General features: G+C 62.2%; 22 protein-coding genes and 1 pseudogene. 13 read left to right on the top strand and 10 right to left on the bottom strand.

Going from position 1 to position 23,085, the window contains the following annotated elements; translation table 11 throughout:
• Nucleotides 1–76: 76 nt before the first annotated feature.
• Nucleotides 77–352 (top strand): hypothetical protein, encoded by a 276-nt coding sequence (locus DB032_RS07455; RefSeq protein WP_107801728.1) that lies wholly within the window; start codon nt 77–79, stop codon nt 350–352.
• 20 nt (nt 353–372) lie between these two features.
• Here DB032_RS07455 and DB032_RS07450 read toward each other — a convergent pair.
• Nucleotides 373–1,323 (bottom strand): annotated as a pseudogene (locus DB032_RS07450) (integrase core domain-containing protein); the annotation flags it as partial.
• Between the two features lie 111 nt (nt 1,324–1,434).
• On the opposite strand from DB032_RS07450, the gene DB032_RS07445 reads away from it, so the two are divergent.
• Nucleotides 1,435–1,791: a helix-turn-helix transcriptional regulator gene (locus DB032_RS07445; protein ID WP_107798917.1), complete on the top strand. Its 357-nt coding sequence runs from the start codon at nt 1,435–1,437 to the stop codon at nt 1,789–1,791.
• 3 nt (nt 1,792–1,794) lie between these two features.
• Here the strand turns inward: DB032_RS07445 and DB032_RS23605 are convergent, their stop codons facing one another.
• Nucleotides 1,795–2,361, bottom strand: coding sequence for a hypothetical protein (locus tag DB032_RS23605; protein WP_146176602.1), 567 nt, complete (start codon nt 2,359–2,361; stop codon nt 1,795–1,797).
• 1,449 nt (nt 2,362–3,810) lie between these two features.
• On the bottom strand, nt 3,811–4,143 hold the full coding sequence (locus DB032_RS23600) for a hypothetical protein (protein ID WP_146176601.1): 333 nt from the start codon (nt 4,141–4,143) through the stop codon (nt 3,811–3,813).
• A 242-nt stretch (nt 4,144–4,385) separates the two neighbouring features.
• Here DB032_RS23600 and DB032_RS23595 point away from each other — a divergent pair, with 242 nt between their 5' ends.
• The 7 genes from DB032_RS23595 (at nt 4,386) to prmB (ending at nt 9,565) form a co-directional block, all read left to right on the top strand.
• Complete coding sequence (locus DB032_RS23595; protein ID WP_146176600.1) at nt 4,386–4,697, top strand: hypothetical protein; 312 nt, start codon at nt 4,386–4,388, stop codon at nt 4,695–4,697.
• Nucleotides 4,698–4,778: 81 nt separating this feature from the next.
• Nucleotides 4,779–4,988 (top strand): AlpA family transcriptional regulator, encoded by a 210-nt coding sequence (locus tag DB032_RS07435; RefSeq protein WP_107798915.1) that lies wholly within the window; start codon nt 4,779–4,781, stop codon nt 4,986–4,988.
• A 65-nt stretch (nt 4,989–5,053) separates the two neighbouring features.
• Nucleotides 5,054–5,623 carry an aminodeoxychorismate/anthranilate synthase component II gene (locus DB032_RS07430; RefSeq protein WP_107798914.1) on the top strand — a complete coding sequence of 190 codons (570 nt, stop codon included), beginning with the start codon at nt 5,054–5,056 and terminating at the stop codon, nt 5,621–5,623.
• Nucleotides 5,623–6,015 carry a lysozyme inhibitor LprI family protein gene (locus DB032_RS07425; RefSeq protein WP_107798913.1) on the top strand — a complete coding sequence of 131 codons (393 nt, stop codon included), beginning with the start codon at nt 5,623–5,625 and terminating at the stop codon, nt 6,013–6,015. The genes DB032_RS07430 and DB032_RS07425 overlap by 1 nt, the downstream gene beginning before the upstream one ends.
• A 58-nt stretch (nt 6,016–6,073) precedes the next feature.
• Nucleotides 6,074–7,102 (top strand): anthranilate phosphoribosyltransferase, encoded by a 1,029-nt coding sequence (gene trpD / locus DB032_RS07420; RefSeq protein ID WP_107798912.1) that lies wholly within the window; start codon nt 6,074–6,076, stop codon nt 7,100–7,102.
• A 69-nt stretch (nt 7,103–7,171) separates the two neighbouring features.
• Nucleotides 7,172–8,548 carry a phosphomannomutase/phosphoglucomutase gene (locus tag DB032_RS07415; RefSeq protein WP_107798911.1) on the top strand — a complete coding sequence of 459 codons (1,377 nt, stop codon included), beginning with the start codon at nt 7,172–7,174 and terminating at the stop codon, nt 8,546–8,548.
• A 102-nt stretch (nt 8,549–8,650) separates the two neighbouring features.
• On the top strand, nt 8,651–9,565 hold the full coding sequence (prmB, locus tag DB032_RS07410) for a 50S ribosomal protein L3 N(5)-glutamine methyltransferase (RefSeq protein WP_107798910.1): 915 nt from the start codon (nt 8,651–8,653) through the stop codon (nt 9,563–9,565).
• Nucleotides 9,566–9,830: 265 nt separating this feature from the next.
• Here prmB and DB032_RS07405 read toward each other — a convergent pair whose 3' ends face one another.
• From DB032_RS07405 to DB032_RS07390, 4 genes are all read right to left on the bottom strand, one after another.
• The gene (locus DB032_RS07405; RefSeq protein ID WP_107798909.1) at nt 9,831–10,571 is read right to left on the bottom strand and encodes a hypothetical protein; all 741 of its coding nucleotides are present in this window, start codon (nt 10,569–10,571) and stop codon (nt 9,831–9,833) included.
• 6 nt (nt 10,572–10,577) lie between these two features.
• The gene (locus DB032_RS07400; protein WP_107798908.1) at nt 10,578–11,129 is read right to left on the bottom strand and encodes a hypothetical protein; all 552 of its coding nucleotides are present in this window, start codon (nt 11,127–11,129) and stop codon (nt 10,578–10,580) included.
• A 206-nt stretch (nt 11,130–11,335) separates the two neighbouring features.
• Nucleotides 11,336–11,965, bottom strand: coding sequence for a LysE/ArgO family amino acid transporter (locus tag DB032_RS07395; RefSeq protein WP_107798907.1), 630 nt, complete (start codon nt 11,963–11,965; stop codon nt 11,336–11,338).
• 69 nt (nt 11,966–12,034) lie between these two features.
• Nucleotides 12,035–14,407: an EAL domain-containing protein gene (locus tag DB032_RS07390; protein WP_158274256.1), complete on the bottom strand. Its 2,373-nt coding sequence runs from the start codon at nt 14,405–14,407 to the stop codon at nt 12,035–12,037.
• Nucleotides 14,408–14,614: 207 nt separating this feature from the next.
• Here DB032_RS07390 and DB032_RS07385 point away from each other — a divergent pair, with 207 nt between their 5' ends.
• Both DB032_RS07385 and DB032_RS07380 read left to right on the top strand, forming a co-directional pair.
• Nucleotides 14,615–15,505 carry a LysR family transcriptional regulator ArgP gene (locus DB032_RS07385; protein WP_107798905.1) on the top strand — a complete coding sequence of 297 codons (891 nt, stop codon included), beginning with the start codon at nt 14,615–14,617 and terminating at the stop codon, nt 15,503–15,505.
• Nucleotides 15,506–15,635: 130 nt separating this feature from the next.
• Complete coding sequence (locus tag DB032_RS07380; RefSeq protein ID WP_107798904.1) at nt 15,636–16,064, top strand: cytidine deaminase; 429 nt, start codon at nt 15,636–15,638, stop codon at nt 16,062–16,064.
• 7 nt (nt 16,065–16,071) lie between these two features.
• Here the strand turns inward: DB032_RS07380 and DB032_RS07375 are convergent, their stop codons facing one another.
• Entirely contained in the window at nt 16,072–16,965 is an 894-nt protein-coding gene (locus DB032_RS07375; protein WP_107798903.1) for a TraB/GumN family protein, read from the bottom strand.
• Between the two features lie 275 nt (nt 16,966–17,240).
• Between DB032_RS07375 and DB032_RS07370 the strand changes: the two genes are divergently transcribed.
• Together DB032_RS07370 and DB032_RS07365 are read left to right on the top strand one after the other, a co-directional pair.
• On the top strand, nt 17,241–18,785 hold the full coding sequence (locus DB032_RS07370; protein WP_107798902.1) for a tyrosinase family protein: 1,545 nt from the start codon (nt 17,241–17,243) through the stop codon (nt 18,783–18,785).
• Between the two features lie 6 nt (nt 18,786–18,791).
• A complete protein-coding gene (locus DB032_RS07365) occupies nt 18,792–19,574 on the top strand; it encodes a DUF2182 domain-containing protein (RefSeq protein WP_107798901.1) in 783 nt (260 codons plus the stop codon).
• A 98-nt stretch (nt 19,575–19,672) separates the two neighbouring features.
• Here DB032_RS07365 and DB032_RS07360 read toward each other — a convergent pair whose 3' ends face one another.
• Together DB032_RS07360 and DB032_RS07355 are read right to left on the bottom strand one after the other, a co-directional pair.
• Nucleotides 19,673–21,292 carry an NAD(P)/FAD-dependent oxidoreductase gene (locus DB032_RS07360; RefSeq protein ID WP_107798900.1) on the bottom strand — a complete coding sequence of 540 codons (1,620 nt, stop codon included), beginning with the start codon at nt 21,290–21,292 and terminating at the stop codon, nt 19,673–19,675.
• 134 nt (nt 21,293–21,426) lie between these two features.
• A complete protein-coding gene (locus tag DB032_RS07355; protein ID WP_107798899.1) occupies nt 21,427–23,061 on the bottom strand; it encodes a methyl-accepting chemotaxis protein in 1,635 nt (544 codons plus the stop codon).
• Nucleotides 23,062–23,085: the final 24 nt, after the last annotated feature.

The following is a 23,085-nucleotide window of genomic DNA, read 5'->3' as shown; positions in this document are numbered from 1 at the left end:
TCTCCGCCGCCTCTCATTCAAACCGCGCTGCGCGTGTATCCTGTGAGGCGGACCGCAATCAAGACCGGGAGGCCGCATGGGTTTCAGCGCAAATGAAAAAGACAAGATGGTGGCTTTGAAAGGCGTGGGCGCCACCGTGGTTTCAAGGCTGGAGCAAATCGGCTTTTCTTCCTTGCCGCAACTGGCGGACCAGGACCCGGCCTTGCTGACCCGCCAGATCGCCGACATGATGGGCTCCAGCTGCTGGCACAACAGCCCGCAGGCCAGGGCCGCGATCCAGGCCGTCGTCGATCTGGCGCGGGCGGAGCGCGGCCAGGCCGCGGCGGCGGACCTTGACCCGATCGCCGGATAGGCAGGCCGCCAAACTAAGCAGTCAAGTCCCGGACGATTGCTTACACGCTTTTTGAATAAATCGGTACGTTGCTTTTGCCAAGCTATCATGGCCTGAATCAGTGTCCGATGCTGTAGTGCCAATTATGGCAAATGCTGGTTGTAGAGCAGCACATAGCGCTCCAATGTCTCAGCCAGATCGTTGCCGGATTCGAAGCGATGCGTGGCCTGCACATCACTGATCCGACCATTGAAGCGTTCGACCATCCCGTTTGTCTGCGGACTGCGAGGCTTGGTCAATCGGTGTTCAATGCTGAACGCGTCGCACCGCAGATCGAACTCATGCTCGCCGCTCGCGTGCTTCTGCTTGTTGAACAGCCGATCGGTAAACTCGCTGCCATTATCGGTAAGGATCATCCGAACATCGCATGGGCATGCCTTTTGTAAGGCAGTCAGAAACGCCCGTGCGGCACCTGCGGTCTTGTTCGACTTGATCTGCAACAAAGACTCAGCGCGTCGCGCGGTTGATGGCAACAAAGAGATAGCGCCGAGATGTCTCATCAAGCATCTGCGGCAAATATTTGACGTCGATATGGAAGTACCCGGGATCGTAGGCCTTGAACGGCTTACTGGAGCGTTTAGCCGGCCTCGCTTCCAGGTCGCGCAAGCTACCGATGCCATGCCCGCGTAAGCAGCGCTCTAGCCTGGAGCGCGACACGTTGGGGTTCAGGAACTCGCGAATGACGACCAACAGGTCATCAAGGCCGAGCTTGAGTAACTTGCGTAGTTCGACCGCAATACGTTCCTGGGCGAGTGTTAGCGTGGTTTGTAGGCGATGGGTGGCGTGCCAGAGTCGCGATTCTTCCACTTCATGATGGTGGGAATACTGACATTGAAGCGAACCGCCAGCTCGGCGAAGGTGCCGGTGGCGTTTCGGATTTCCTCGCGGATAGTCGGCGTGGTGCGGGCTTGTTTGTGCAGTTTGACGATCATTGTTTTTGCTGTTTTAGGGTTTGCAAAAGCATACCCATACCCTCACAGGCGAGGGCAAGTTTCCAGATGCGCTTGCTCAAATGATCGTCAGGGATACGACTCCTAGATCGCATGCATGGCAAACTACGGCATGCTTACGGCTCTAGACTCTCTGATTGGGTACTAGCGGCGAGGAGACACGCAAACATAATGCAGAAACGCCTTGGCGAAGCCTTAAACGAAACCAAGGGGAACATCTCTGCATGGGAGAAGGAACGGCTTGAGCCAACTTTCGACAAAATTAAAGCAATCAGCCAAATTACAGGACATCCGGAGCCTAGCGACCAAGTCGGAGAGCGGGATGAAGTTACACTTTCTGCGGCGTCCGTCCATGACACCCTTGACGAGTTGACGCACCGAGGCGACTCTGAAGTTGCAAAGCTATTTTTCGAGCACGCGCGCCGAAAGCAAAAAGGCGGCTCGACATAAACATTAAAACTCAATGGGGTCCGCAGCTGCAATAATTTGCGCTCTTAACATCAAATAAAACCCGAACACAATAGCCGTTGACGTCAAAGACAAATACCATTTATCAAACTCCCCTCCTTCATCACTCCCCATTAGGTCCTGAACAATACTTGCAACCACAAGGACAATAAGTCCAAATATAAACACAAATTTAGCCGTCCGCGTCATTCCCCTCCATTTCTCTGAAAAACAATCATAAAACCTTGAAACAAGTATTAGCACATTCGTTGCAATCAATGACCACCACGATGAGGTCTTTCCAAGGACATTAATAACTACGCTATTAGCCACGCTTAGGGCCATAATCACAAAAGAGGCCTTATCCTTTGAGTTCAACAACTGATATTCTTCCATAATATAATTTACCACACCCCTAAATAAACTTATTATCAAAGAGTTACTTGCCACTTGAGTTCCTTCACTAGCCACAGGCATTTCAATACATCCATTTCCTAGCACAGCATCGTTACTCAAAGGGTAAGGAGCAGCATAATGCACAATCATCTCTTGCGCATGATGAGCATTCTCCAAAAAATCTCTAGAGCACAACTCTCGCAACAATTGCGAACACACGTACTCATTACAATAAGTTCTCATAGCAATCTCATCCTTTAATTAGTTATTCAAACTCTCTTCCGCTGTTGCCCTTAGTTCCATTCTGGGCGTAGCACCCCTACCACTTGAGGTTTCTCTTTGGCGCCATCATAACTCTGACTGCGATCTTCAGCGTTGTCGTCTCGCCTTGATTTTTAGAGCTGGCGCTAGCGATCCTTCTTGATCTGCACTTTGCAAAACTCGCGTCGGGCCTGCCGCCGCAGCCGGTTAACCCCTTCCCACCCTCAAGGCTCTACCGTCGCCGATCCTGGCGCAGGAAGTCCGGCTATCATCTCCCATTAAAGGTGTGGTGCCACACGGATCCATTGCTGTTTATTTCCGAGAAACTCACTTTCCCGCCCGCACTCACACATTTGAAGATAGCGAACCCCGCGCAGCAACAACGAGATCAACGACAATAAAAACATTTTCAATAATATAGCCACAAAACAATTTTTAAATATTCATTTCATGACCTTTGCCGTATCAAAATGTTTTTCACTCAGCCCCACACAAAATTATCTTTTCTACTTAAACATTTTTGCAAAAGATTAGCACTCCGCTAAATTTATCTCGCCGCGCCACACCTCGCACAGTTCATTCACAACCTACAAAGATAGCAGCCGATACCCACTAACTGGCGGCCCTAGGCCCGGCCTCAATAGCAAACCCCGTGCAGGAAAAGCGAGTGCAAGTCAGGTGAAGCGATCACCTGTGACTAACCGACAAGGCCTTGCTGGCTGCGGAAGCTAGAAAACACCCAGCCTCAGGTGGCGAGGAGCAGGGGCGGATCAGTAAAAGAACTGGCGACTACGGTCAACAGATTGGTATTTTTTACAAAGACAAACATGGAAAATCATTCGTACTTCGTATTGCCACATGGGGATAAAACGACAAAGGCCATTTGATTGGTCTGATTGGCAGCACACACTCCAAATTGGATGAAACCACTCGCCTGGTTGAAGCCCCTCCAATCGAGGGCGCTTACCTTCATCGTGAGCAATTAAATGAAGAAGAACTCCTAGACGGTCAACGTCGCTAACGTTCTTAGCAAAGGAGCCACACCCGTCTACTGGCAGGTTTTTTATTGATTTTCTTCCTTATTTTTACCAGCCCGAAATTTAAATAGAACACCCACCCCCGCTGAGGTGGCTTCTCTTTTTGTAACTGAAAACCAATTTGACATTCACCCAAATTGCATCAACGCGCCCATCCCCATCTCAATGAGATCAAGCCAAATTGTGCCCACCAAATGAACATGCAAGCCCCACCAGTTTTAAAATCCATTGGTTGGACGTACCCCATCAACCACAAAAAACTGACAGTCCAAATCAAATCGCCTTCCCATTTGCTCTCTCAGAATGGGAAGGCGATAAGTTTGGGTGTTTACACCCTCACAAACTCACCACCAAAACCGTAATACGTTCCATCACGAAATGCCTTTGCCCCATTCCCACGAAGTGAGGAAAATGACATATCAGGAGAATACAAGGACCATGACTGGAAGCCCAGGGTATTATTATTAACAACAAACGAGATTGCAGTTCCTGTTTTACCTCCAGCAGTAAAGTGATAGTGCCCTGCGCCACTCATAATCTCATACTCCTGACCGTCTTGCGTATAACGGCCACTAAAAGTGCCATTGCTATCATTCGCACCTGTAATCACTAATTGGGCATTGATGTTATTGTTCTTATATGTGCCATTAATTTTAGACATAGACACCCCCTACAGAAAAGTTAAGGCAAAATGCCACATTAAGAATAGTAGCAATAAAAAGTTTCGCCTTAAAACTACTACTTTTTGACAGGTAACGCCTATGCTCAACATTTCACAGGTTGTACTATTTGACAAATCTCATGTAACACTTAACCCCTTCAATACTAGCAGATAGATTCATAGCACCTACATCATGACAGCGAATACGAAACCTATAAGTGCCGGCAGAACGGCAACAACCATTGACCAAACTCAACCACATCTGCGCCGGCGAGGTAGTCACCACACCCCAAGGCAGGCTGGCCGATATTGACGCTTGCCTGGTCCCGGAGATCGCCTCCTCTGGACCATGGGCGGCATCAGGGCACTTGAAAGCTGCTGCGACCATGGCCGCGTTACCGGCTACATTGCTGTTCCAGAAGAGCACATCGAAACAAATGCGGGAGCTGGAATATGCCGATGACGAAGGACACTTCGGGTGCTTTCACCCCAAAGCCAAAGTCCATTCAAAAAGCAATGTGGTAAGAAGGGAGCCAAATGAAAACCGCAGTTGAGCAAGGCGGTGCCCATTACGACGTCGTTGTGATGACCACCCAGGCCGCCATCGAGCGGCCTCCGTTTTGTAGGAGACTCACATGTCTGGGATACTTTACACGATGAAAGAAATTCGTCGGCTGACAGGGTTTCACCCTGCAACGATCTACCGTAAGATCAAGAAGAACGAATTTCCCGAGCCCATCAAGATCGGAACCGCGTCTCGCTGGCCTGAAGAGGACTATGCGAAATGGCGGGCAGAGTACACCTCCAAGCAGCGTGCTGACCCCACCGACAAGCTTTGTGAGTAACACTGTGAGTAACAAAGCGCCGAACCAAAAATTAGCACCAACAAATTCAATGGGTTAGACTTAAAATGCTATTGATGATCGACAACTACGATTCCTTCACCTACAACCTGGTCCAGTACTTCGGCGAACTGGGCCAGGAGGTCAAGGTGTTCCGCAACGACGAAATCGGCTTGCAGCAAATCGAAGCGCTGCAGCCCAAATACCTGGTGATCTCCCCCGGCCCCTGCACGCCCAACGAGGCCGGCGTATCGGTGCCGGCCATCCGGCACTTCGCCGGCAAACTGCCCATCATGGGCGTATGCCTGGGCCATCAGGGCATAGGCCAGGCTTTCGGCGGCCGCATCGTCCACGCCAAACAACTGATGCACGGCAAGGTGTCGCCGGTCAAACACCGCGATGTCGGCATGTTCCGCGGCCTGCCCAATCCCGTGACCTGCACCCGCTATCACTCGCTGGTGATCGAGCGCGAGACGCTGCCGGACTGCCTGGACGTCACCGCCTGGACCGACGACGGCGAAATCATGGGCGTGCGCCACAAGACGCTGCCGATCGAAGGCGTGCAGTTCCACCCGGAATCCATCCTCACCGATCACGGCCACGCGATGCTGGACAATTTTCTGAAAGAGTTCGCCTGATGAAGAGGATGTTGATGCTGGCCACCCTGGCGCTGCCGGCCGTCTGCGGCGCCGGCGCGCTGGACGACTGCATGCGGGCCGAGGCACAAAGCCCGGCCGTGTCCGTCTGTCTGCAACAGCGCTTGAGCAAGGCCGAGGCCGAGCTGACCCGCGGCGAGAACCAGGCCGCCGCGGCGATGCGCGAACTGGACCAGATCACCGGCAACCGCTACCGCGCCCGGCTGGCGCTCAGCCAATCCGGCCGCGCCTTCAAGACCTATCTGGACAAGCAGTGCCGCTGGGTGGCCAGCAGCTACGCCAGCGGCAACGGCGTGGATCAGGCGCGGACCGCCTGCCGCGTCGACCTGATCGAGCAGCGCCTCTCCCAACTGGCGGCGCACGCCGGCAATTGAATCACCGGACGGCGAGCCTTCGCGCGACGCCGCCCACGCAAGCAAAAGGACTCCCCCGATGATTACCCCGCAGGCCGCGCTGAACCGTCTGATCGACGGCAACGAGCTGTTCTATGACGAAATGCTGGACTTGATGCGCCAGATCATGCGCGGCGAACTGACGCCGGCGCAAACCGCGGCCATCCTGATCGGCCTGCGCGTCAAGGTGGAGTCGGTGCTGGAAATCGCTGCCGCCGCCACGGTGATGCGCGAGTTCGCCACCCCGGTGCCCATCAGCCAACGCGACCATTTGGTGGACACCTGCGGCACCGGCGGCGACAAATCGCATACCTTCAATATCTCCACCACCTCCGCCTTCGTCGCCGCGGCGGCCGGCGCCCGCGTGGCCAAACACGGCGGCCGCTCGGTGTCGTCCAGCTCCGGCAGCGCCGACGTGCTGGAGTCGCTGGGCGTCAAGCTGAGCTTGAACGCCGAGCAAGTGGGCCGTTGCGTCGACGAAATCGGCATCGGCTTCATGTTCGCCCCCAACCACCACACCGCGATGCGCCACGTGGCGCCCATCCGCAAGGAGCTGGGCGCCCGCACCATCTTCAACATCCTCGGGCCACTGACCAATCCGGCCGACGCCGAAAACCAGTTGATGGGCGTGTTCCACCCGGACCTGGTGGGCATCCAGGCGCGGGTGCTGAAACAGCTGGGCAGCCGCCACGCACTGATCGTGCACGGCCTGGACGGCCTGGACGAGCTGACCCTGTCCGGCCCCAGCATGGTGGCTGAACTAAAGAACGGGCAAATCGAAGAGTACGAGCTGGACCCGCGCGAACTGGGCCTGGACTTCGCCGAACTCAAGCAATTGCGCGCGGACACCGCCGCCGCCTCGCGCGACATTCTGCTGTCGGTGCTTGACGGCCAAGCCGGCCCGGCGCGCGACATCGTCTGCCTCAACGCCGCCGCCGCCATCTACACGGCCGGCGTTTCCCCTACCCTGGCCGACGGTGTTACCATGGCGCGCGAAGCGCTCGACTCCGGACAGGCGCGCGCCAAGCTGGACCAATTGATCAGCCTGAGCGCCGCGCTGGCCGCCTGAGCCCCTAATTTCCGACGCGGAGCGCCGCCGCTCCGCGCGCCTCTTTCATTTCGATTGCATAAGAACGCCATGAGCAAACTGTCCAAAGACATCTTCAAGGCCTATGACATCCGCGGCATCGTCGGCAAGACCCTGACCAATGAAGTCGCCCGCCAGATCGGCCAGGCCGTCGGGTCCGAAGCCAAGGCCCGCAAAGTGAAAACCGTTGTGGTCGGCCGCGACGGCCGCCTGTCCGGCCCGGATCTGTGCCAGGCGCTGGCCGAAGGCATCCAGGCCGCCGGCGTCGACGTGATCGACGTCGGCCGCGTCGCCACCCCCATGCTGTACTTCGCCGCTCACGAACTGGGTTCGGTGTCCGGCGTCATGGTCACCGGCAGCCACAATCCGCCGGACTACAACGGCTTCAAGATGATGCTGGCCGGCAACACCCTGGCCGGCGACGACATCCAGAAGCTGTACCAGCGCATCGTCGACGGCGATCTCGCCAGCGGCGAGGGCGGCTACGGCACCCACGACATCGCGGAAGCCTATCTGGACCGCATCACCTCCGACATCAAGCTGGAGCGCCCGCTCAACATCGTGGTGGACTGCGGCAACGGCGTGCCCGGCGCTTTCGCCCCGGTGCTGTTCCGCCGCCTGGGCTGCCGCGTGCGCGAGCTGTTCTGCGACGTGGACGGCAACTTCCCCAATCATCATCCGGATCCGGCCAAGCCGGAAAACCTGCAGGACGTGATCGACGCGCTGCAGAAGACCGACGCCGAAATCGGCCTGGCCTTCGACGGCGACGGCGATCGCCTGGGCGTGGTGACCAAGGACGGCACCATCATCTGGCCGGACCGCCAGCTGATGCTGTTCGCCGCCGACGTGCTGGAGCGCAACCCCAAGGCCAAGATCATCTACGACGTGAAATCCACCCGTCTGCTCAAGCCCTGGATCAAACAGAACGGCGGCGTGCCGGTGATGGCGCGCACCGGTCACAGCTTCATCAAGGCCAAGATCAAGGAAACCGGCGCGCTGCTGGCCGGCGAGATGAGCGGCCACGTCTTCTTCAAGGAGCGCTGGTACGGCTTCGACGACGGCATGTACGCCGGCGCCCGTCTGCTGGAAGTGCTGTCCCGCGTGGACGACCCGAGCGAACTGCTCAACGCCTTGCCCAATGCGGTGTCCACGCCGGAATTGAATCTGAAAATGGCCAAGGAAGGCGAAAACCACGCCTTGATCGCCAAGCTGCAGGCCTCCGCCCGCTTCGACGGCGCCGAAGAGGTCAACACCCTGGACGGCCTGCGCGTGGAATACAAGGACGGCTTCGGCCTGGCGCGCGCCTCCAACACCACGCCGGTGATCGTGCTGCGCTTCGAGGCCGACAACGACGCGGCGCTGGAACGCATCAAGGGCGACTTCCGCCGCGTGCTGGGCACCGCCACCGACGCCAAGCTGCCGTTCTGACGCCGACGGCCCAGCCACATTGACCGCGCTCCGCGCGAGCGCGAACCCACACCGCCGGGGACATGGCCGCCGCCATGTCCCTGTTGTATTGAAAGGAAAACCATGTACGCCCAGGCTGCATCCAGCTTCAACACCTTGCGCGACCTGCTGCGTTTCGCCGTGTCCCGCTTCAACGACGCCGGCCTGTTCTACGGCCACGGCACCCAGAACGCCTACGACGAAGCCGCCTATCTGACGCTGTCCGCGCTCAAGCTGCCGGTGGACCAGCTCGAGCCCTTCCTGGACGCCAAACTGCTGCCCACCGAGGTCAAGGACGTGATCGACATGATCGAGCGCCGCGCCGAACAGCGCGTGCCGGTGGCCTATCTGACCCACGAAGCCTGGCAGGGCGATTTCAACTTCTACGTGGACGAACGCGTGCTGGTGCCGCGCTCCTTCATCTACGAACTGCTGGGCGAGCCGCTGCAGCCGTGGATCGAACACCCGGAGCTGGTCCAACGCGCGCTGGACCTGTGCACCGGCTCCGGCTGCCTGGCGATTCAATTGGCTCACCACTATCCGGATGCGGAAATCGACGCAGTGGACATTTCGCTGGACGCGCTGGAAGTGGCGGCCATCAATGTGCAGAACTACGGCCTGGACGAGCGCGTGCAGCTGATCCACACCGATATGTTCGAGGGCATCGAGGACAAGTACGATCTGATCATCTCCAACCCGCCCTATGTCGACGCCGAATCGGTGGACGCCTTGCCGCCGGAATACCTGCACGAACCGGAACTGGCGCTGGGCTCCGGCGAAGACGGCCTGGACGCCACCCGCGAAATCCTGCGCCGCGCGCCGGACTTCCTGAACGACAAGGGCGTGCTGCTGGTGGAAATCGGCCACAACCGCGACATGCTGGAAGAATGCTTTCCCACCCTGCCCTTCATGTGGATGGAAACCGAAAGCGGCGACGGCTTCGTCTTCCTGATCACCCGCGAGGATCTGGTGGCCGGCCTGGCCGCCGACGCGCAGTAAAAACGTGTCAAAGTCCGCTGCGCTTCAGCGGGATTGTTGGACAAGGGAGTGGAAAACGCCAAGCTTCGGCTAAGAACCTGTTCATAGTCTGCTGTGCTTCGGCGATACGGCGTTGAAAACATCCTCAAAATGCTCATGTACCACTTGTACATTCCGCTTTTTCGCTTGTTTTCGCCTTGTCTCGCCATTGCTCGCGAGACTTTGAACAGGCTCTAAGGAGAAAACCGGCGACACCCTTGCGGATGTCGCCGGTTTTTTGCGACCGCTAGCCCTTGGACTGAACCGCGCCCGGATGCAGTTCGCGCCAGATCTGCTCGGCCCGCTCCGCCGCCGCGGCTTTCTGCCCGGCGTTCAACTGCCGGTAGTCCTTGGTGGTCAGAAACCAGTCCGCGCTCAGCGCGTCCCCGGCTCGCCGCGCCACCAGATTCCAGGCCGCGGCCTCCAAGGGCTGCCGCTCCAGCAGATAGCTCTCGGAGATCATCGCCGCCGCATGCCGGTTGCCCAGCCGATACGCTTGCTGCAAGGCGGCGCGCGCCTCCTCGCGGTAACGCATCTCCGGCTCGAAGCCCGGCCGCTGCGGCTTGCCGTCCAGCTCGAACAAATAGCGTTCGGCCAGATGGGTCAGGGCCTGGACATTGCCGGCGGCGGCCAGCTTGCGCAAGTCGGCCAAAGACATCCGGTAGAAGCGCTCGTCGATGGCATAGCCCAGCTGGCGCAAGGCCTGCTTGCGCTGGCGTTCGGCCTTGCTCTCCGGCAAGGGCTCCGCCGGGGCCGCGGCCGGCGGCGGGCCGTCGCCCACCGCGAAGCTCAGGCCCTGGTAAGCCCGCGCCGGACCGGCGCCCTTGGCCGGTGCGGCAGCCTCCGATTGAGCGGCGACAAAGGCCGCAGGAGCCTCCGGCGCCGGCTCGCTCAAACCCAGCCGCGCGCGGACCGGCTCAGGCAGGCTGAGCCAGGCCAAACCCAGCAAGGCCAGCCCGCCGGCCAGCCCCCACGCTCGCTTGCCCATTATCGATCAGATCGAGTTCAGGCAAGCGTTGAGGCCGTTGGCGTGGCCGTAGCGCGAATAGTAATCGCGCTGCGACGGCGTGCCGTGCTCGCCGTAATCGGCGGCGTTGCGCGCCGAAGCCACCGCGTTCTCGATGAAGCTCGGATAACGCAGATTGGTTTCAGCGTACTTGGCGAAAGTGCCGCCCACGCAGTCGGCCTGCAGCTCCTGCATCGGCGCCTGACGGTAAATGTTATGGGTGAACTGGATGGAATGGCCCCATTCGTGCGCCAGGATGAACTTGGCCACATAGTTGCCATAGCTGTTTTCCTGCTGCTGCAGGAAGCCGGTGCCCACGCTGATGGTGTAAGGACCGCACGCCATCGCGCTGAGTTGAGGCTCGCGGCAGGCATACTGGTTGACGTAGACCGTCGGCCGCGCGTAGCCGCCGAGGAAGCCGCGGATCTCATTGGCGCTGGACTGGAGATAACTGTTGTTCACCGGGGCTGCCACCACCGGGGAAGACAGACCGCCCAACACGGAAACCGCCATCAGACTGGCTTGAATCAAAGCTTTCATGACTAACTCTCCTTATGTTGTTCACAACGGAGATTTAGTTATGGTAAATGATTTGGTATTTACAAAGTTATTTTGCAATTCCAAATGAATATTTACGCAGTGAAAAATTACCTTGTCACGACAAACCGTATATGAAAAAGTGACGGGTTGCCCAAAAGCAAGCCGTCACTTTCAAAAAACCGTGCGTCAAACGCCTTCTCAGCCGCTCAGGCCATCCCTTCAAAACCGTAATTGCGCAACAACATGAAGGCGGTGAACAACATCACCAGACCGATCACGCAATCCAGCACCCGCCAGCTTTGCGGCCGCTGGAACAAGGGGGCCAGCTTGCCGGCGAAGCAGCCGATGCCGCCGAACCACAGCACCGAGGCGCTGAGGCTGCCCAAGAGGAAGGACGGCGCGGCGCTCTCGCCGTAGATGGCGGACACGCCGCCGATCAACACCACGGTGTCCAGCCAGGTATAGGGATTGAGCAGGGTCACCGCCAGCACAGTACGGATGGCGCGCTTGCGGTCCCGCTCCACGCCGCCGGCCAGCGACATCGCGCCCGGCGTCAGCGCGGAACGGAAGGCCTTGTAGCCCAGCCACAGGATGAAGCCCGCGCCCAGCCAGGTCACGGTGACGATGAAGCCGGGAATGGCGTTGAGCAGCTTGCCCACCCCCATCACCCCGCAGGCGATCAGAAACACGTCGGCGACGATGCAGATGACGATGATGGGCAGGATGTGGCTGCGGCCTATGCCCTGCCGCAGCACGAAGGCATTCTGCGGCCCAATGCCGACGATCTGCCCGATGGATAGCCCAAGGGCAGACAGATAAACGCTGAAGTTGAACACGTACCGCTCCCGGAAAGTTTGGACACAGACTAAGGGAGCGACGCATCAAAGTAAAACTAATAAAAATTATTATATATAAGCTGAATTAATACTTACCCGCCGCTCCCAATCCGCGATCCACGCCGGCAAGTGCTTGGGGTCCACCGGAGGCGAAATTTCGTAGCCCTGCCCGTCCAGGCAGCCTATCTCCAGCAGACGGTCCCAGATCGCCCGGCTCTCCACGCCCTCCACCACCAGCTTGCGGCCGGTGTAATGGGCGAAGGACACCATGCTGCGGATGATGGCCTCGTTGCCCGGCGTATCCAGCAGCAGCCGGACGAAGCGCTGATCGATCTTGATGGTGTCGAAGGGCAGCTGCTGCAAATGCACCAGCGAGGACGCGCCGGTGCCGAAGTCGTCCAAGGCGATGGACAGGCCCAGGTCGCGGCAATGCTCCAGCTTGGCGGTGATCTGCTCCGCCTCCTGCTGGGTCACGCTCTCCAGCACCTCCAGCTCCAGATAACCGGCCGGCAAGGGATAGGCCTGCAACAAGGCCTGGATGCCGGGCACGAAGCCCTCGTGTTTCAAGGTGATGGCGGACAGATTGACGCTGACCGGAATATGGCGGCCGTCCGCCAGCCATTCGCCGGACTGGCGCAAGGCCTCGCGCAGCACCCACCAGTCCAGCTCCCGCATCAGATCGGTGTTTTCTATCGCCGGGAAGAAGGCGCCCGGCATTTCCAGCCGGCCGTCCCGGCGCCAGCGCACCAGCGCTTCCACGCCCTCGATGCGGTTGTCGCGCAGATTGATCTTGGGCTGGTAGAACAGCGCCAGTTCATCGCGGGCGATGGCCACGGCGAAGGCGTTGCGCACCGCGTGCATGTGCTGGATTTCTTCGTCCATGGTTACATGGTAGTAACGGCAGTGGCCGCCGCCGGCTTCCTTGGCCCGGCTCAGCGCCAGCTCGCCGCGCCGCAGCAGCGCCGCGGCGTCGCTGCGCCCGTTCACCGGCTCCACCACGATGCCCATGCTGCAACGGGTGTGGATCACCACCCCCATGCAGTCCACCGGCTGCTGCAGACTGCCCATCAGGCTGTCCACCAATTGGTCCAGCTGCTCGTGACGGTCGCTGCAGGCGACAAAGCGCGAAGCGCCCACCCGGCCGACGTAGCCATAGGGATAGATGCAGCGCCGCAGCCGGTTGGCCACCTCGCACAGCACCGCGTCCCCGCCCTCGTGGCCCAGGCGGGCGTTGATTTCGTGAAAGCCCTCGATGGACAGCACCAGCACCGCCAGCCGCGCGTTGGCGCGGCGGATCTGCAGCTGCTTGTTGATGTGTTCCTTCATCAGGTGCCGGTTGGGCAGGCCGGTCAGCGGATCGTGGAAGGACAGGAAGGCCAGTTCGGATTCGGCGCGATGGCTGCGCTCCAGCGCGTCCTGGCGCTCCAGCGCGCGGCTGATCTCCCGCGCCATGGTGTCCACCAGCGCCACCTTGGTGTCGTCGAAAAACCCCGGCTGGCCGGAGTAAAGCGACAAGGTGCCGATCACCTGCTCGCGCAGCGTCAGCGGCGCCACCAGCGCGCTGCGCACATTCCTGGCGTTGAGCACCCGCATCCACGGCTGCATCGACGGGTCTTCGCCGCAATCGTTGACCACCTGGACCGCCAGGCCGCGGATGGCCCGGCCGCTGGGGCCGCGGCCATGCAGGCTTTCGGACAGCGCGGAGACTTGCAGCCGGGGAATGAAGGCTTCGGCGTGGACGCCGGCCATCGCCGCCGGGCGCACGCACTGGGAGTCGGCGTCCAAGAGGCCCACCCAGGCATGGGAGAAATCGCCCTCGCGGACGCAGACGTCGCAAATCGCCTGGAACAGTTCGCGGCGCTCAGAGCAGCGCACCAGGGCCATGCTGACCCCGCTGAGAGTGGCGTACAGGCCGGACATGGTCTGCAAATGGCGGTGCTTGCTGTCCACCGCCTCCTGCAAGGACTGCTGATGGCCGTGCAATTGCAGCATCTGGTCCAGCAGAATGCGCTTGCGCAAGAGCCGCGACAGCGCGGCAAGCTCGTCCAGGGCCAGCCCGGCCTCGGTCAAGCGCGCCAGGAAATGCGCCTGGCAGCGCTCGTAAGCGCCCACCACCCACATCAGGCCCACGCCCAGCTGGCGCATCAAACGCCCTTGCTCCACCACGCGCCGGGCGGCGCGTCCGTTGACCGGGCGGGTCAGCATCCGCTCGCAATACTGCAATAAGGCGTCCACCAGCGAATCGATGCCGCCCGGCAGGCGCTCGCTCAGCAGCGCCAGCGTGTCCGGGCATTTCATCGCATACCAGTAGAACTCCTTGCCCAAGGCCTCCTTGCGCGACAACAACAACGGAGCATGGGCGCTGAGCGTCGCCATATGATCCGCCCGAACTCCGATAAAACGGCACATGCCATCCAATAGTGCCTTATTATCTGCTTGCATCTTCAACATGCCTGTCATTGGCCATGAGCCGCCGGCGCCAGCCGATCAGAACCGTCGCCGCCAGCCGCTCTAATTATTTTTATGCCGCCACCGCGTGCAGGCAAACCTTTGCACCGTCCGTGTTCGGACGAAGCAGCACAACATGCCATAGGTGGCGGCGATAAGGCAAGAAACACCGTGGAATTATCACGGCAAGGACGTAAAAACATGCTTGATCCGAAACAACTGGAAACCTTATCGGCCGTCGCCGAAACCGGAGGCTTCGACAAGGCGGCCAAAAAGCTGTTCCTGACTCAGTCCGCCATTTCTCAACGCATCCGCCAGCTGGAAGAACAACTGGGCCAGCCGGTGCTGACCCGCACCATCCCGGCCGAGCCCACCGAGGCCGGCCGCCAGCTGCTGCAATACTTCCGCCAGATCAGCCTGATGGAAAACCAGCTGATGAACACCCTGCTGCCCAGCGGGCCGCGGCCGGAGTTCACCACCCTCGCCATCGCCGTCAACGCCGACAGCCTGGCCACCTGGTTCTTGCAGGCGGTGCAGCCGGTGCTGGACAGCCAGCCGGTGCTGCTGGACATCATGGTGGACGATCAGGATTACACCCATGAGTTGATGCGCGCCGGCCACGTGGTCGGCTGCGTCAGCACCCGGCCGCAACCTATCCAGGGCGGCGACAGTCTGTTCCTGGGCCATATGCGCTATCTATGCGTCGCCACCCGCGATTTCGCCCGCCGCTACTTTCCGGACGGCGTCACCGAAACGGCGCTGGCCGCCGCGCCCACCATTCTGTACAGCCGCAAGGACGACGTGCACCGCGAATTCCTGCTGCACACCGTGTCCTATCACGGCGGCTTCCCCTATCTGACGGTGCCCACGCCGCAGGGCTTCGTCGAAATCACCCGCCAGGGCCTGGCCTACAGCCTGCTGCCCGAACTGATGCTGGAAGACGACATCGCCTCCGGCCGGCTGATCGATCTGTTTCCGCAGCAGCATCTGGACATTCCGCTGTATTGGCACCACTGGCGGGTGGAGTCGGCCTTGTCGCAGGCGCTGGCCGACGCGATGGCGCGGCATTGCCGGGACCACCTGCGCCAATGACCAGTCGGCGCCGCTTGCGCCGGAGCGGACGCCTCTGCTGTACTGAAGCCGGACGCGCGCGCCGCGGCGGGATATTGACAGCCCGGCCGCGCGCGGCGCAACATGCCACGCCAACCGCAACGGAGGCAATATGACCGGCAACACACCCAACAACGAGCAATGGGCCGAGTTGGAAATGGCCGCCCGCCTGGCGGCTCGCCAGGCTTATGTCCCTTACAGCAAGTTCGCCGTCGGCGCCGCCATTCTGGACGGCGCCGGCAAGATCCACATTGGCTGCAATGTGGAAAACGCCTCCTACGGCCTGACCAATTGCGCCGAGCGCACCGCGATCTACGCCGCGCGCGCCAACCACGGCATCCAGGATGTCCTGGCGGTCTGCATTTACACCCCCACCGCCACGCCTACGCCGCCCTGCGGCGCCTGCCGCCAGGTGCTGAACGAATTCGGCCCGTCCATGCGCGTGCGCGCCATCTGCGACGGCGAGGATCAGATAGACACCACGCTGAAAGTGCTGCTGCCGGGCGCTTTCGGACCCAAAAACCTCAAGGACGCGAGCTAAAGCCCGCTCACGGCGCGCGCGGCGCCGGCCTCAGCTGGTAGCCGCGCTGCCGCAGCTGGCGCACCAAGCCCTGGGGGCCGGCCAGATGCAGCGCGCCCACCGCCACGAACAGCCGCTTTGAGGCCGCCCAGTCGTCTATGCGGCGCGCCATCGCCAGATTGCGGCGGTCCAGCATTTCATGCTGGGTCCAGGCGCTGAGCCGCGGATAGCCGGGCAGCGCCACCAAGGCCTGCAAGGCGTCCAGATCGCCGCGCTCCCAAGCTGAAATCAAATCCCGGTAATAACGATCCGCCTCCTCCGCGCCCTGCCATTCGGCGCTCTGACGCACCCATTCGCGCAGCGCCGGCGCCGGCATCTCAAACAATAAACGGCTCTGCTGGCCGGCCGTTTCCAGGGCCAGCACCGGCCGCCTGGCCGCGCGCGCCATCTCCAGCAACATCGCTTCGCGGCTGTGCTGCGCCTGCTGCCCCATGCGCTGGTATTCCCGCAGCGCCAGCTGCATCAGCCACAGGCTGGGCGCCAGGCCGCGCGCCTGCTCGCGCGCCACGCCCATCTGATCCAACTGACTCAGCAAGGAGTCCCGGCTGGCGGCATCCAACTGCCGCCACTGCCTGGGCGCGGCGGCGCCGGCCAGCGCCGTCACCTCGGCCACCGCCGCCTCCGCCGTCGGGTCCAATTCCAGCACCAGCGCGTCGCTGGCGCTCAGCGCCTGTTTCAAACCCCAATCCGGCGCGTCGGAACCGGGCCGGCCCACATGCATGGTGCCGTACAGATAATGGGTGCGGCCCTGCTTGCTGAAGGTGAACAAGGGGCCGTAGGCCGGCGCCGCCGCGGCCAAGGCCGCCGGCAGAAGCCAGCACAGCGCCAGCCAGACGCCCCAAAGGCAATGCCATCGTTTCATGTCTGCGATCCAAATCAAAACCGGTCAAGGATACCAGCTTGGCGCCTTCCCGCCGGCGCGCCTTCCCGCCGGCGCGCTTTCAAGCCCTTGCCGCGCCAAAGCCCGGCCACTTGCAAGCGGCGCTTCAAATAAGTAATTGCCCCGAGGCAAAAACTGTTCTTTAGGACAGTTCGAAAGCTTTGCGGTTTGCTAATCCGAATACACCGCCTCACCGCCAGCCTTAGCCACTCCCGCCTCGGCCGCGCCGGAACGGCGTTCGCATCGAGGAGAACGACATGGCTCGCGTCCGCAAAGACATCTTGAAAATGAGCAATCCCTGGGACCCCACCGTGCTGTGGTACGCGCGGGCGGTGCGGGAAATGCAGAAACGCCCGATCAAGGACCCCACCAGCTGGCGTTACCTGGCCGCCATCCACGGCTTCGATTCCCAGCTCTGGCAACAACACGGTTATCTGCAAGCCGGCGAAGCGCTGCCCAGCGCCGCCGATCAGAACACCTACTGGCGGCAATGCCAGCACCAGAGCTGGTATTTCATGCCCTGGCACCGCGGCTATCTGGCGGCCTTCGAAGCCATTGTGCTGGCGGAGATCGTCAAGCTGGGCGGCCCCGCCGACTGGGCCTTGCCCTATTGGAACTACAGCGACGGCGCCAACGCCAAGGCGCGCGACCTGCCCACCTGTTTCCAGTCCAAGACCTTGCCGGACGGCGGCGCCAATCCCTTGTGGCTGGCCCAACGCTACGGCTGGAACAACCAGCCCAATCACATCACGCTGCGCCCGGAAACCGTGCAGCTCACCGCCTTGAAGGACGCGCAGTTCATCGGCACCGCCAACGGCATTCCGCCGGGCTACGGCGGGCCGCAAACGCCGTTCTGGCACGGCGGCGGCAATAGCGGCGGGCTGGAAAACCTGCCGCACAATCCGGTGCACACCAATATCGGCGGCCGCAACGGCCTGATGTCGGACCCCGACCTCGCCGGCCTGGACCCGGTGTTCTGGATCCACCACTCCAATATCGACCGGCTGTGGCAGGTATGGCTCAATCGCAATCCCGGCCACAAGAACCCCAGCAACGACAATTGGCTGGAAGGCCCGGTCAACCGCAAGTTCGCGATGCCGCGCCCCAACGGCAGCGGCTACACCTTTGTCGCCAAGGACATGCTCAACACCCAGGCGCCGAACCTGAACTACGTCTACCAGGACGTATCGGACCCTCTCGGCGGCGCCAGCCGTGTCGCGCAGCGCATGCAGACGCTGGCGGCCATCCATCCCGACACCGCGGCGGCAAACACCATGGCGAACAATCCGAAAACCGAACTGCTGGGCGCCAACGCGGCGGCGATCAAACTGGGCAACAACACCGTCCACGCGCAGATGCAGCTGGACGACGACGCCAAGAACAAGGTGCTGAGCAGCTTCCAGGCCAGCCAGGCCGCCGCCCGCCAGTTCAAGGCCCAGCCAGACGCCGCGCCGCAAGAGCCGGACCGCGTCTTTCTCAGCCTGGAGAACATCCGCTGCAAAGTGGACGGCGGCACGTTCAACGTCTACGTCGGCCTGCCCCAGGGCGCCGACCCGGCGCAACACCCGCAGAACCTGGCCGGCACCATCGCGCTGTTCGGCGCGCGCAAAGCCTCGCTGGCCGAGCACGGCGGCAACGGCGTCAGCCAGACGCTGGAGATCACCGACATCGTGGACCGCATGTGTCAAAGCCAGACGCTGGACACGGCGCCGATGGGGGTGCAATTGGTGCCGGTGTCCGACATCGAGGACGACGACGAGGTGACGATAGGCCGCATCAGCGTCTACCGCCACGGCCAGTAAGCGTCCATGCCGGTCAAGACCCTGATCGCCGCGCTGCGGGACACGCCCTGGCCGCTGTGCTGCGCCAGCCTCTTGGGCTGGCTCGGCCTGATCGCCCTGGAGCGGCGGCTGACCGCGCCGGGTTATTGCGGCGCCTGGGTTCTGGAGCGTCCCGGCGGCGGCTGGGACGCGCTGACCGGCGCGCTGTGGCTGAACCCGCCGGCGCAATGGCTGCCGTCCTGGCTGTTGATGCTGCTGGCGATGATGGCGCCGCTGCTGGCCGACCCGCTGCGGCAACTGTGGCTGCGCAGCCTGGCGCGCAAGCGCCCGCTGGCGCTGGCCATGTTCTGCTGCGGCTATCTAGTGCCCTGGCTCGTCGCCGGCCTGCTGCTGCACCTGCTCGGCCTGGCGCTGCTGACCTTCAGCGCCGCGCCGTGGCAGGCCTTCGTCGTCGCCTGCGGCGTCGCGGGGCTCTGGCAGGCGGCGCCGCAGCGGCTGCGCTGCCTGCAAGCCTGCCACCGCCAGCCCAGGCTGTCGCCGTTCGGCTGGCCGGCCGCGCTGTCGGCGCTGCGCGCCGGCCTCGCCGCCGGCGTCTGGTGCGCGGGCGCCTGCTGGGCCTGGATGTTGCCGCCTTTGCTCGCGGGGCCAGGGCATCTGCCCTTGATGGCGGCGATCGGCCTGTGGCTGCTGCTGGAACGCCGCCGGCCGGAGGGCGCGCCGCCCTTGTTGTCCATCCCCAAAGCTTGGCGCCCAGGCGGGCGCGAGCGCCCGGCCGGCGGCGTGAAAGGCCATGCGGCGGGAAGTTCCTAGCGCCAAAGACAACGGCCCGCGATTGCGGGCCGTTTCAGCGCGTTCTCAGCCAAGCGGCGGATTCAAGACACTGCGGCAATGATCCCTAAACGCCTTCCTTAACGGCGCTCCGCCGCGATGGCCTGCGCCACCGCCTCCGCCACCTTGATGCCGTCCACCCCGGCGGACAGAATCCCCCCGGCGTAGCCGGCGCCCTCGCCGGCCGGGTACAGGCCGCGCACGTTCAAGCTCTGGCAATCCTCGCCGCGGGTGATGCGCAGCGGCGAGCTGGTGCGGGTTTCCACCCCGGTCAGCACCGCGTCGTGCATATCGTAGCCGCGGATTTTCTTGCCGAACTCCGGCAGCGCCTCGCGCATCGCCGCGATGCAATAATCCGGCAAGGCCGCGGCCAGATCGGTCCAGTGCACGCCGGGTTGATAGGACGGCGGCACCGAACCCACCTGGGTGGACGGCTTGCCGGCCAGGAAATCGCCCACCAGCTGCGCCGGCGCTTCGTAAGTGCCGCCGCCCAGCACATAGGCGCGGCTTTCCAGCTCGCGCTGGAAGGCGATGCCGGCCAGCGGATCGCCCGGATAATCGTCCGGACCGATGCTGACCACCAGGCCGGAATTGGCGTTGCGCTCGGCGCGCGAGTATTGGCTCATGCCGTTGGTCACCACGCGGCCCTCTTCCGAGGTGGCGGCCACCACCTGGCCGCCCGGGCACATGCAGAAGCTGTACACCGCCCGGCCGTTGCCGGCGTGGTGCACCAGCTTGTAATCCGCCGCGCCCAATAGCGGGTGGCCGGCGTATTTGCCCCAGCGCGCCTTGTCGATCAGCGTCTGCGGGTGTTCGATGCGGAAGCCCACCGAGAACGGCTTGGCTTCCATATACACGCCGTGGCCGTGCAGCATCTCGAAACTGTCGCGCGCGCTGTGGCCCAGGGCCAGCACGATGTGATCGGCGCGGATCTGCTCGCCGCTGGCCAAGGTCAGGCCGCGCGCCACTTTGCGCCCGTCCGGACCGTCTTCCAGATGAATGTCGGCGACGCGCTGCTGGAAGCGGATTTCGCCGCCCAGCTCCTCGATCTCGGCGCGCATTTTTTCCACCATGCTCACCAGGCGGAAGGTGCCGATATGCGGCTTGGCCACGTAGAGGATTTCCTCCGGCGCGCCGGCTTTGACGAACTCGGTCAGCACCTTGCGGCCCAGATGACGCGGGTCCTTGATCTGGCTGTACAGTTTGCCGTCGGAGAAGGTGCCGGCGCCGCCTTCGCCGAACTGCACATTGGACTCGGGGTTCAAGACCTTGTTGCGCCATAGGCCCCAGGTGTCCTTGGTGCGCTCGCGCACCTTCTTGCCGCGCTCCAGCACGATGGGCTTGAAGCCCATCTGCGCCAGCAGCAGCGCGGCGAAGATGCCACAGGGGCCGAAACCCACCACCACCGGGCGGCGCTCCAGGTTTTCCGGCGCCTGCCCCACATAGTGATATTGGGTGTCCGGCGTCGGCATCACGTGCTTGTCGGCCTTGAAGCGGGCCAGCAGACGGGCCTCGTTGGCCACGTCGATGTCGACGATGTAGGCCAGGTTCATCATGCCCTTGCGCGCGTCGTAGCTGCGCTTGAAGACGACGACCTGGCGGATGTCCTGCTCCGGCACGCCCAGATAAGCCGCGATCGCGGCGTTCAGTTCTTCCGGGGCGTGTTCCAGCGGCAGTTTCAATTCGGTAATGCGCAACATCTTGAATTCCAGTACGGGTTGGTGTCTATTCAACGAGGCGGTATTGTAGCGGCAAACCGCTCTTAACCCTATCGCCAAGTCGCAAACTTCCCGTAAGAATCTGTTCGCCGGCCTGCCGCGCGCCGTCTACCGCGCTACACCTGGAATCCGGCCACCGTCTGCCGCAGGCCGCCGGTCACCTCGTCCATGCTCTGAATGCCGCTGGACGCCTGGGTGGCGGCGGCGGCGTTGCCGGCGGCCACCTGGGCGATCTGCTCCACGTGGCGGGCGATGTCCTGGCTGGCCACGCCTTGCTCCTGCAGCGCATGGGAGATATCGCGCACCACTTGCACCACCTGGCCGGCGCTGCCGCGGATTTGCTGAATCATCTCCCCGCCCTGCTCGGCCAGCGCCAGCCCGGCGCGCACCCGCTCCACGGTCTGGCTCATATTGGCGCGCGACTGATCGGAGCTGAGCTGGATCTCGTCTATCATGCCGGCGATCTCCTCGGTGGCCTGCGCGGTGCGTTCGGACAGTTTGCGCACCTCGTCCGCCACCACCGCGAAACCGCGGCCGGTTTCGCCGGCGCGCGCCGCCTCGATCGCCGCGTTCAGGGCCAGGAGATTGGTCTGATCGGCAATGTCCTTGATCACCTGCATGATGCTGGAGATGGTGGCGGTCTTGTCCGCCAGCGCCGAGATCGCCCCGGCGGTGAGGTCCACCGTCTCGCTGATGCCCTTCATCTCCGCCACGGCCTTGGCGATCACTTCGCCGCCCTCGTCCGACAAGCTGCCGGACTGCTGCGACACCTGGCGCGCGTCCTGCGCGTATTGGGAGATGTGGTTGATGCTCACCGTCAGCTCTTCGATCGACGCCGCCATCGAAGTGGCGCTCTCGCTTTGCTGCTGGGAGTTGTCCGCCACCGCCTGCGCGCCGGTCACCACCTCCTCGCTCAGCCGCCCCAGTTCGCCGGCGCTGGCCACGATGTCGGCCACCATCTGCCGCAAAGCCTGCTGCATATGGGCGATATTGGCCATCAGGCTGTCCGCGTCGCCCGCCCGCACCGGCACCGGCACATCCAGCCGCCCGCCGGCGATTTCCCGCACCACGGCCGCGGTCTGCGCCGGCTCCGCGCCCAATTGCCGCATCACGCTGCGGAACAGCCACCAGCCCAGGCCGCCGCACACCGCGGCGATCAGCAGCACCTGGACCGCCACGCCCAGCAATTGCACGCGCAAAGCCGCCCAGACGTCGTCCATATACAGGCCGGTGCCCACCACCCAGCCCCAGCGCGGGCTGGACTGCAAATACGCCAGCTTGGGCTGCGGCTCCGCCGAGCCGGGCTTGTCCCAGACGAATTCCGCGAAGCCCTTGCCCTGCCCCTGCCTCAGGGTCTGGTCGAACTTGTCGCCCAGGCTGCTGCCGCTGGAATCCTTGACCGCGTGCATGTCCTTGCCCACCAGCTTGGGGTTGACCCCGTGCGCCAGCCAGACCAGCCCCTTGTCCAGGGTGAAAAAATACTCCTTGCCGGCGAAACGCAGCCGGGTCAGCGCCAGCAGCGCCTGGCGCTGCGCCTCCGCCTCCGGCATGGCGCCGGCCGCCGCCCGCTCCTCGTAATTGGCCACCAGGCTCAAGGCGTTCTCCACCTGGCCGCGGATCAGATCCTGCCGGTCCGCCATCATTTGCTGATGCATGCTGCGCAGCACCAGGCCGCCCAGCAGACAAGTCAACGCGATCACGCTAAAAATCAATAACAACAAACGCTGCTTCAAGGAAAGGCCCGCTTGCATGATGTCTCCAAAAATCGCTGACGA

It is taken from the genome of Chromobacterium sp. Panama (assembly GCF_003052555.1).
Classification (GTDB): Bacteria; Pseudomonadota; Gammaproteobacteria; order Burkholderiales; family Chromobacteriaceae; genus Chromobacterium.
This window is presented reverse-complemented; position numbering and strand designations above follow the sequence as displayed.

What these genes read in the sequence shown, in the direction of transcription:
- DB032_RS07455 (WP_107801728.1), top strand. Translation starts at nt 77, where the DNA reads ATGGGTTTCAGCGCAAATGAAAAAGACAAGATGGTGGCTTTGAAAGGC.
- DB032_RS07445 (WP_107798917.1), top strand. Translation starts at nt 1,435, where the DNA reads ATGCATGGCAAACTACGGCATGCTTACGGCTCTAGACTCTCTGATTGG.
- DB032_RS23600 (WP_146176601.1), bottom strand. Translation starts at nt 4,143, where the DNA reads ATGTCTAAAATTAATGGCACATATAAGAACAATAACATCAATGCCCAA.
- DB032_RS07435 (WP_107798915.1), top strand. Translation starts at nt 4,779, where the DNA reads ATGTCTGGGATACTTTACACGATGAAAGAAATTCGTCGGCTGACAGGG.
- DB032_RS07430 (WP_107798914.1), top strand. Translation starts at nt 5,054, where the DNA reads ATGCTATTGATGATCGACAACTACGATTCCTTCACCTACAACCTGGTC.
- DB032_RS07425 (WP_107798913.1), top strand. Translation starts at nt 5,623, where the DNA reads ATGAAGAGGATGTTGATGCTGGCCACCCTGGCGCTGCCGGCCGTCTGC.
- trpD (WP_107798912.1), top strand. Translation starts at nt 6,074, where the DNA reads ATGATTACCCCGCAGGCCGCGCTGAACCGTCTGATCGACGGCAACGAG.
- DB032_RS07415 (WP_107798911.1), top strand. Translation starts at nt 7,172, where the DNA reads ATGAGCAAACTGTCCAAAGACATCTTCAAGGCCTATGACATCCGCGGC.
- prmB (WP_107798910.1), top strand. Translation starts at nt 8,651, where the DNA reads ATGTACGCCCAGGCTGCATCCAGCTTCAACACCTTGCGCGACCTGCTG.
- DB032_RS07405 (WP_107798909.1), bottom strand. Translation starts at nt 10,571, where the DNA reads ATGGGCAAGCGAGCGTGGGGGCTGGCCGGCGGGCTGGCCTTGCTGGGT.
- DB032_RS07400 (WP_107798908.1), bottom strand. Translation starts at nt 11,129, where the DNA reads ATGAAAGCTTTGATTCAAGCCAGTCTGATGGCGGTTTCCGTGTTGGGC.
- DB032_RS07390 (WP_158274256.1), bottom strand. Translation starts at nt 14,407, where the DNA reads ATGCAAGCAGATAATAAGGCACTATTGGATGGCATGTGCCGTTTTATC.
- DB032_RS07385 (WP_107798905.1), top strand. Translation starts at nt 14,615, where the DNA reads ATGCTTGATCCGAAACAACTGGAAACCTTATCGGCCGTCGCCGAAACC.
- DB032_RS07380 (WP_107798904.1), top strand. Translation starts at nt 15,636, where the DNA reads ATGACCGGCAACACACCCAACAACGAGCAATGGGCCGAGTTGGAAATG.
- DB032_RS07375 (WP_107798903.1), bottom strand. Translation starts at nt 16,965, where the DNA reads ATGAAACGATGGCATTGCCTTTGGGGCGTCTGGCTGGCGCTGTGCTGG.
- DB032_RS07370 (WP_107798902.1), top strand. Translation starts at nt 17,241, where the DNA reads ATGGCTCGCGTCCGCAAAGACATCTTGAAAATGAGCAATCCCTGGGAC.
- DB032_RS07365 (WP_107798901.1), top strand. Translation starts at nt 18,792, where the DNA reads ATGCCGGTCAAGACCCTGATCGCCGCGCTGCGGGACACGCCCTGGCCG.
- DB032_RS07360 (WP_107798900.1), bottom strand. Translation starts at nt 21,292, where the DNA reads ATGTTGCGCATTACCGAATTGAAACTGCCGCTGGAACACGCCCCGGAA.
- DB032_RS07355 (WP_107798899.1), bottom strand. Translation starts at nt 23,061, where the DNA reads ATGCAAGCGGGCCTTTCCTTGAAGCAGCGTTTGTTGTTATTGATTTTT.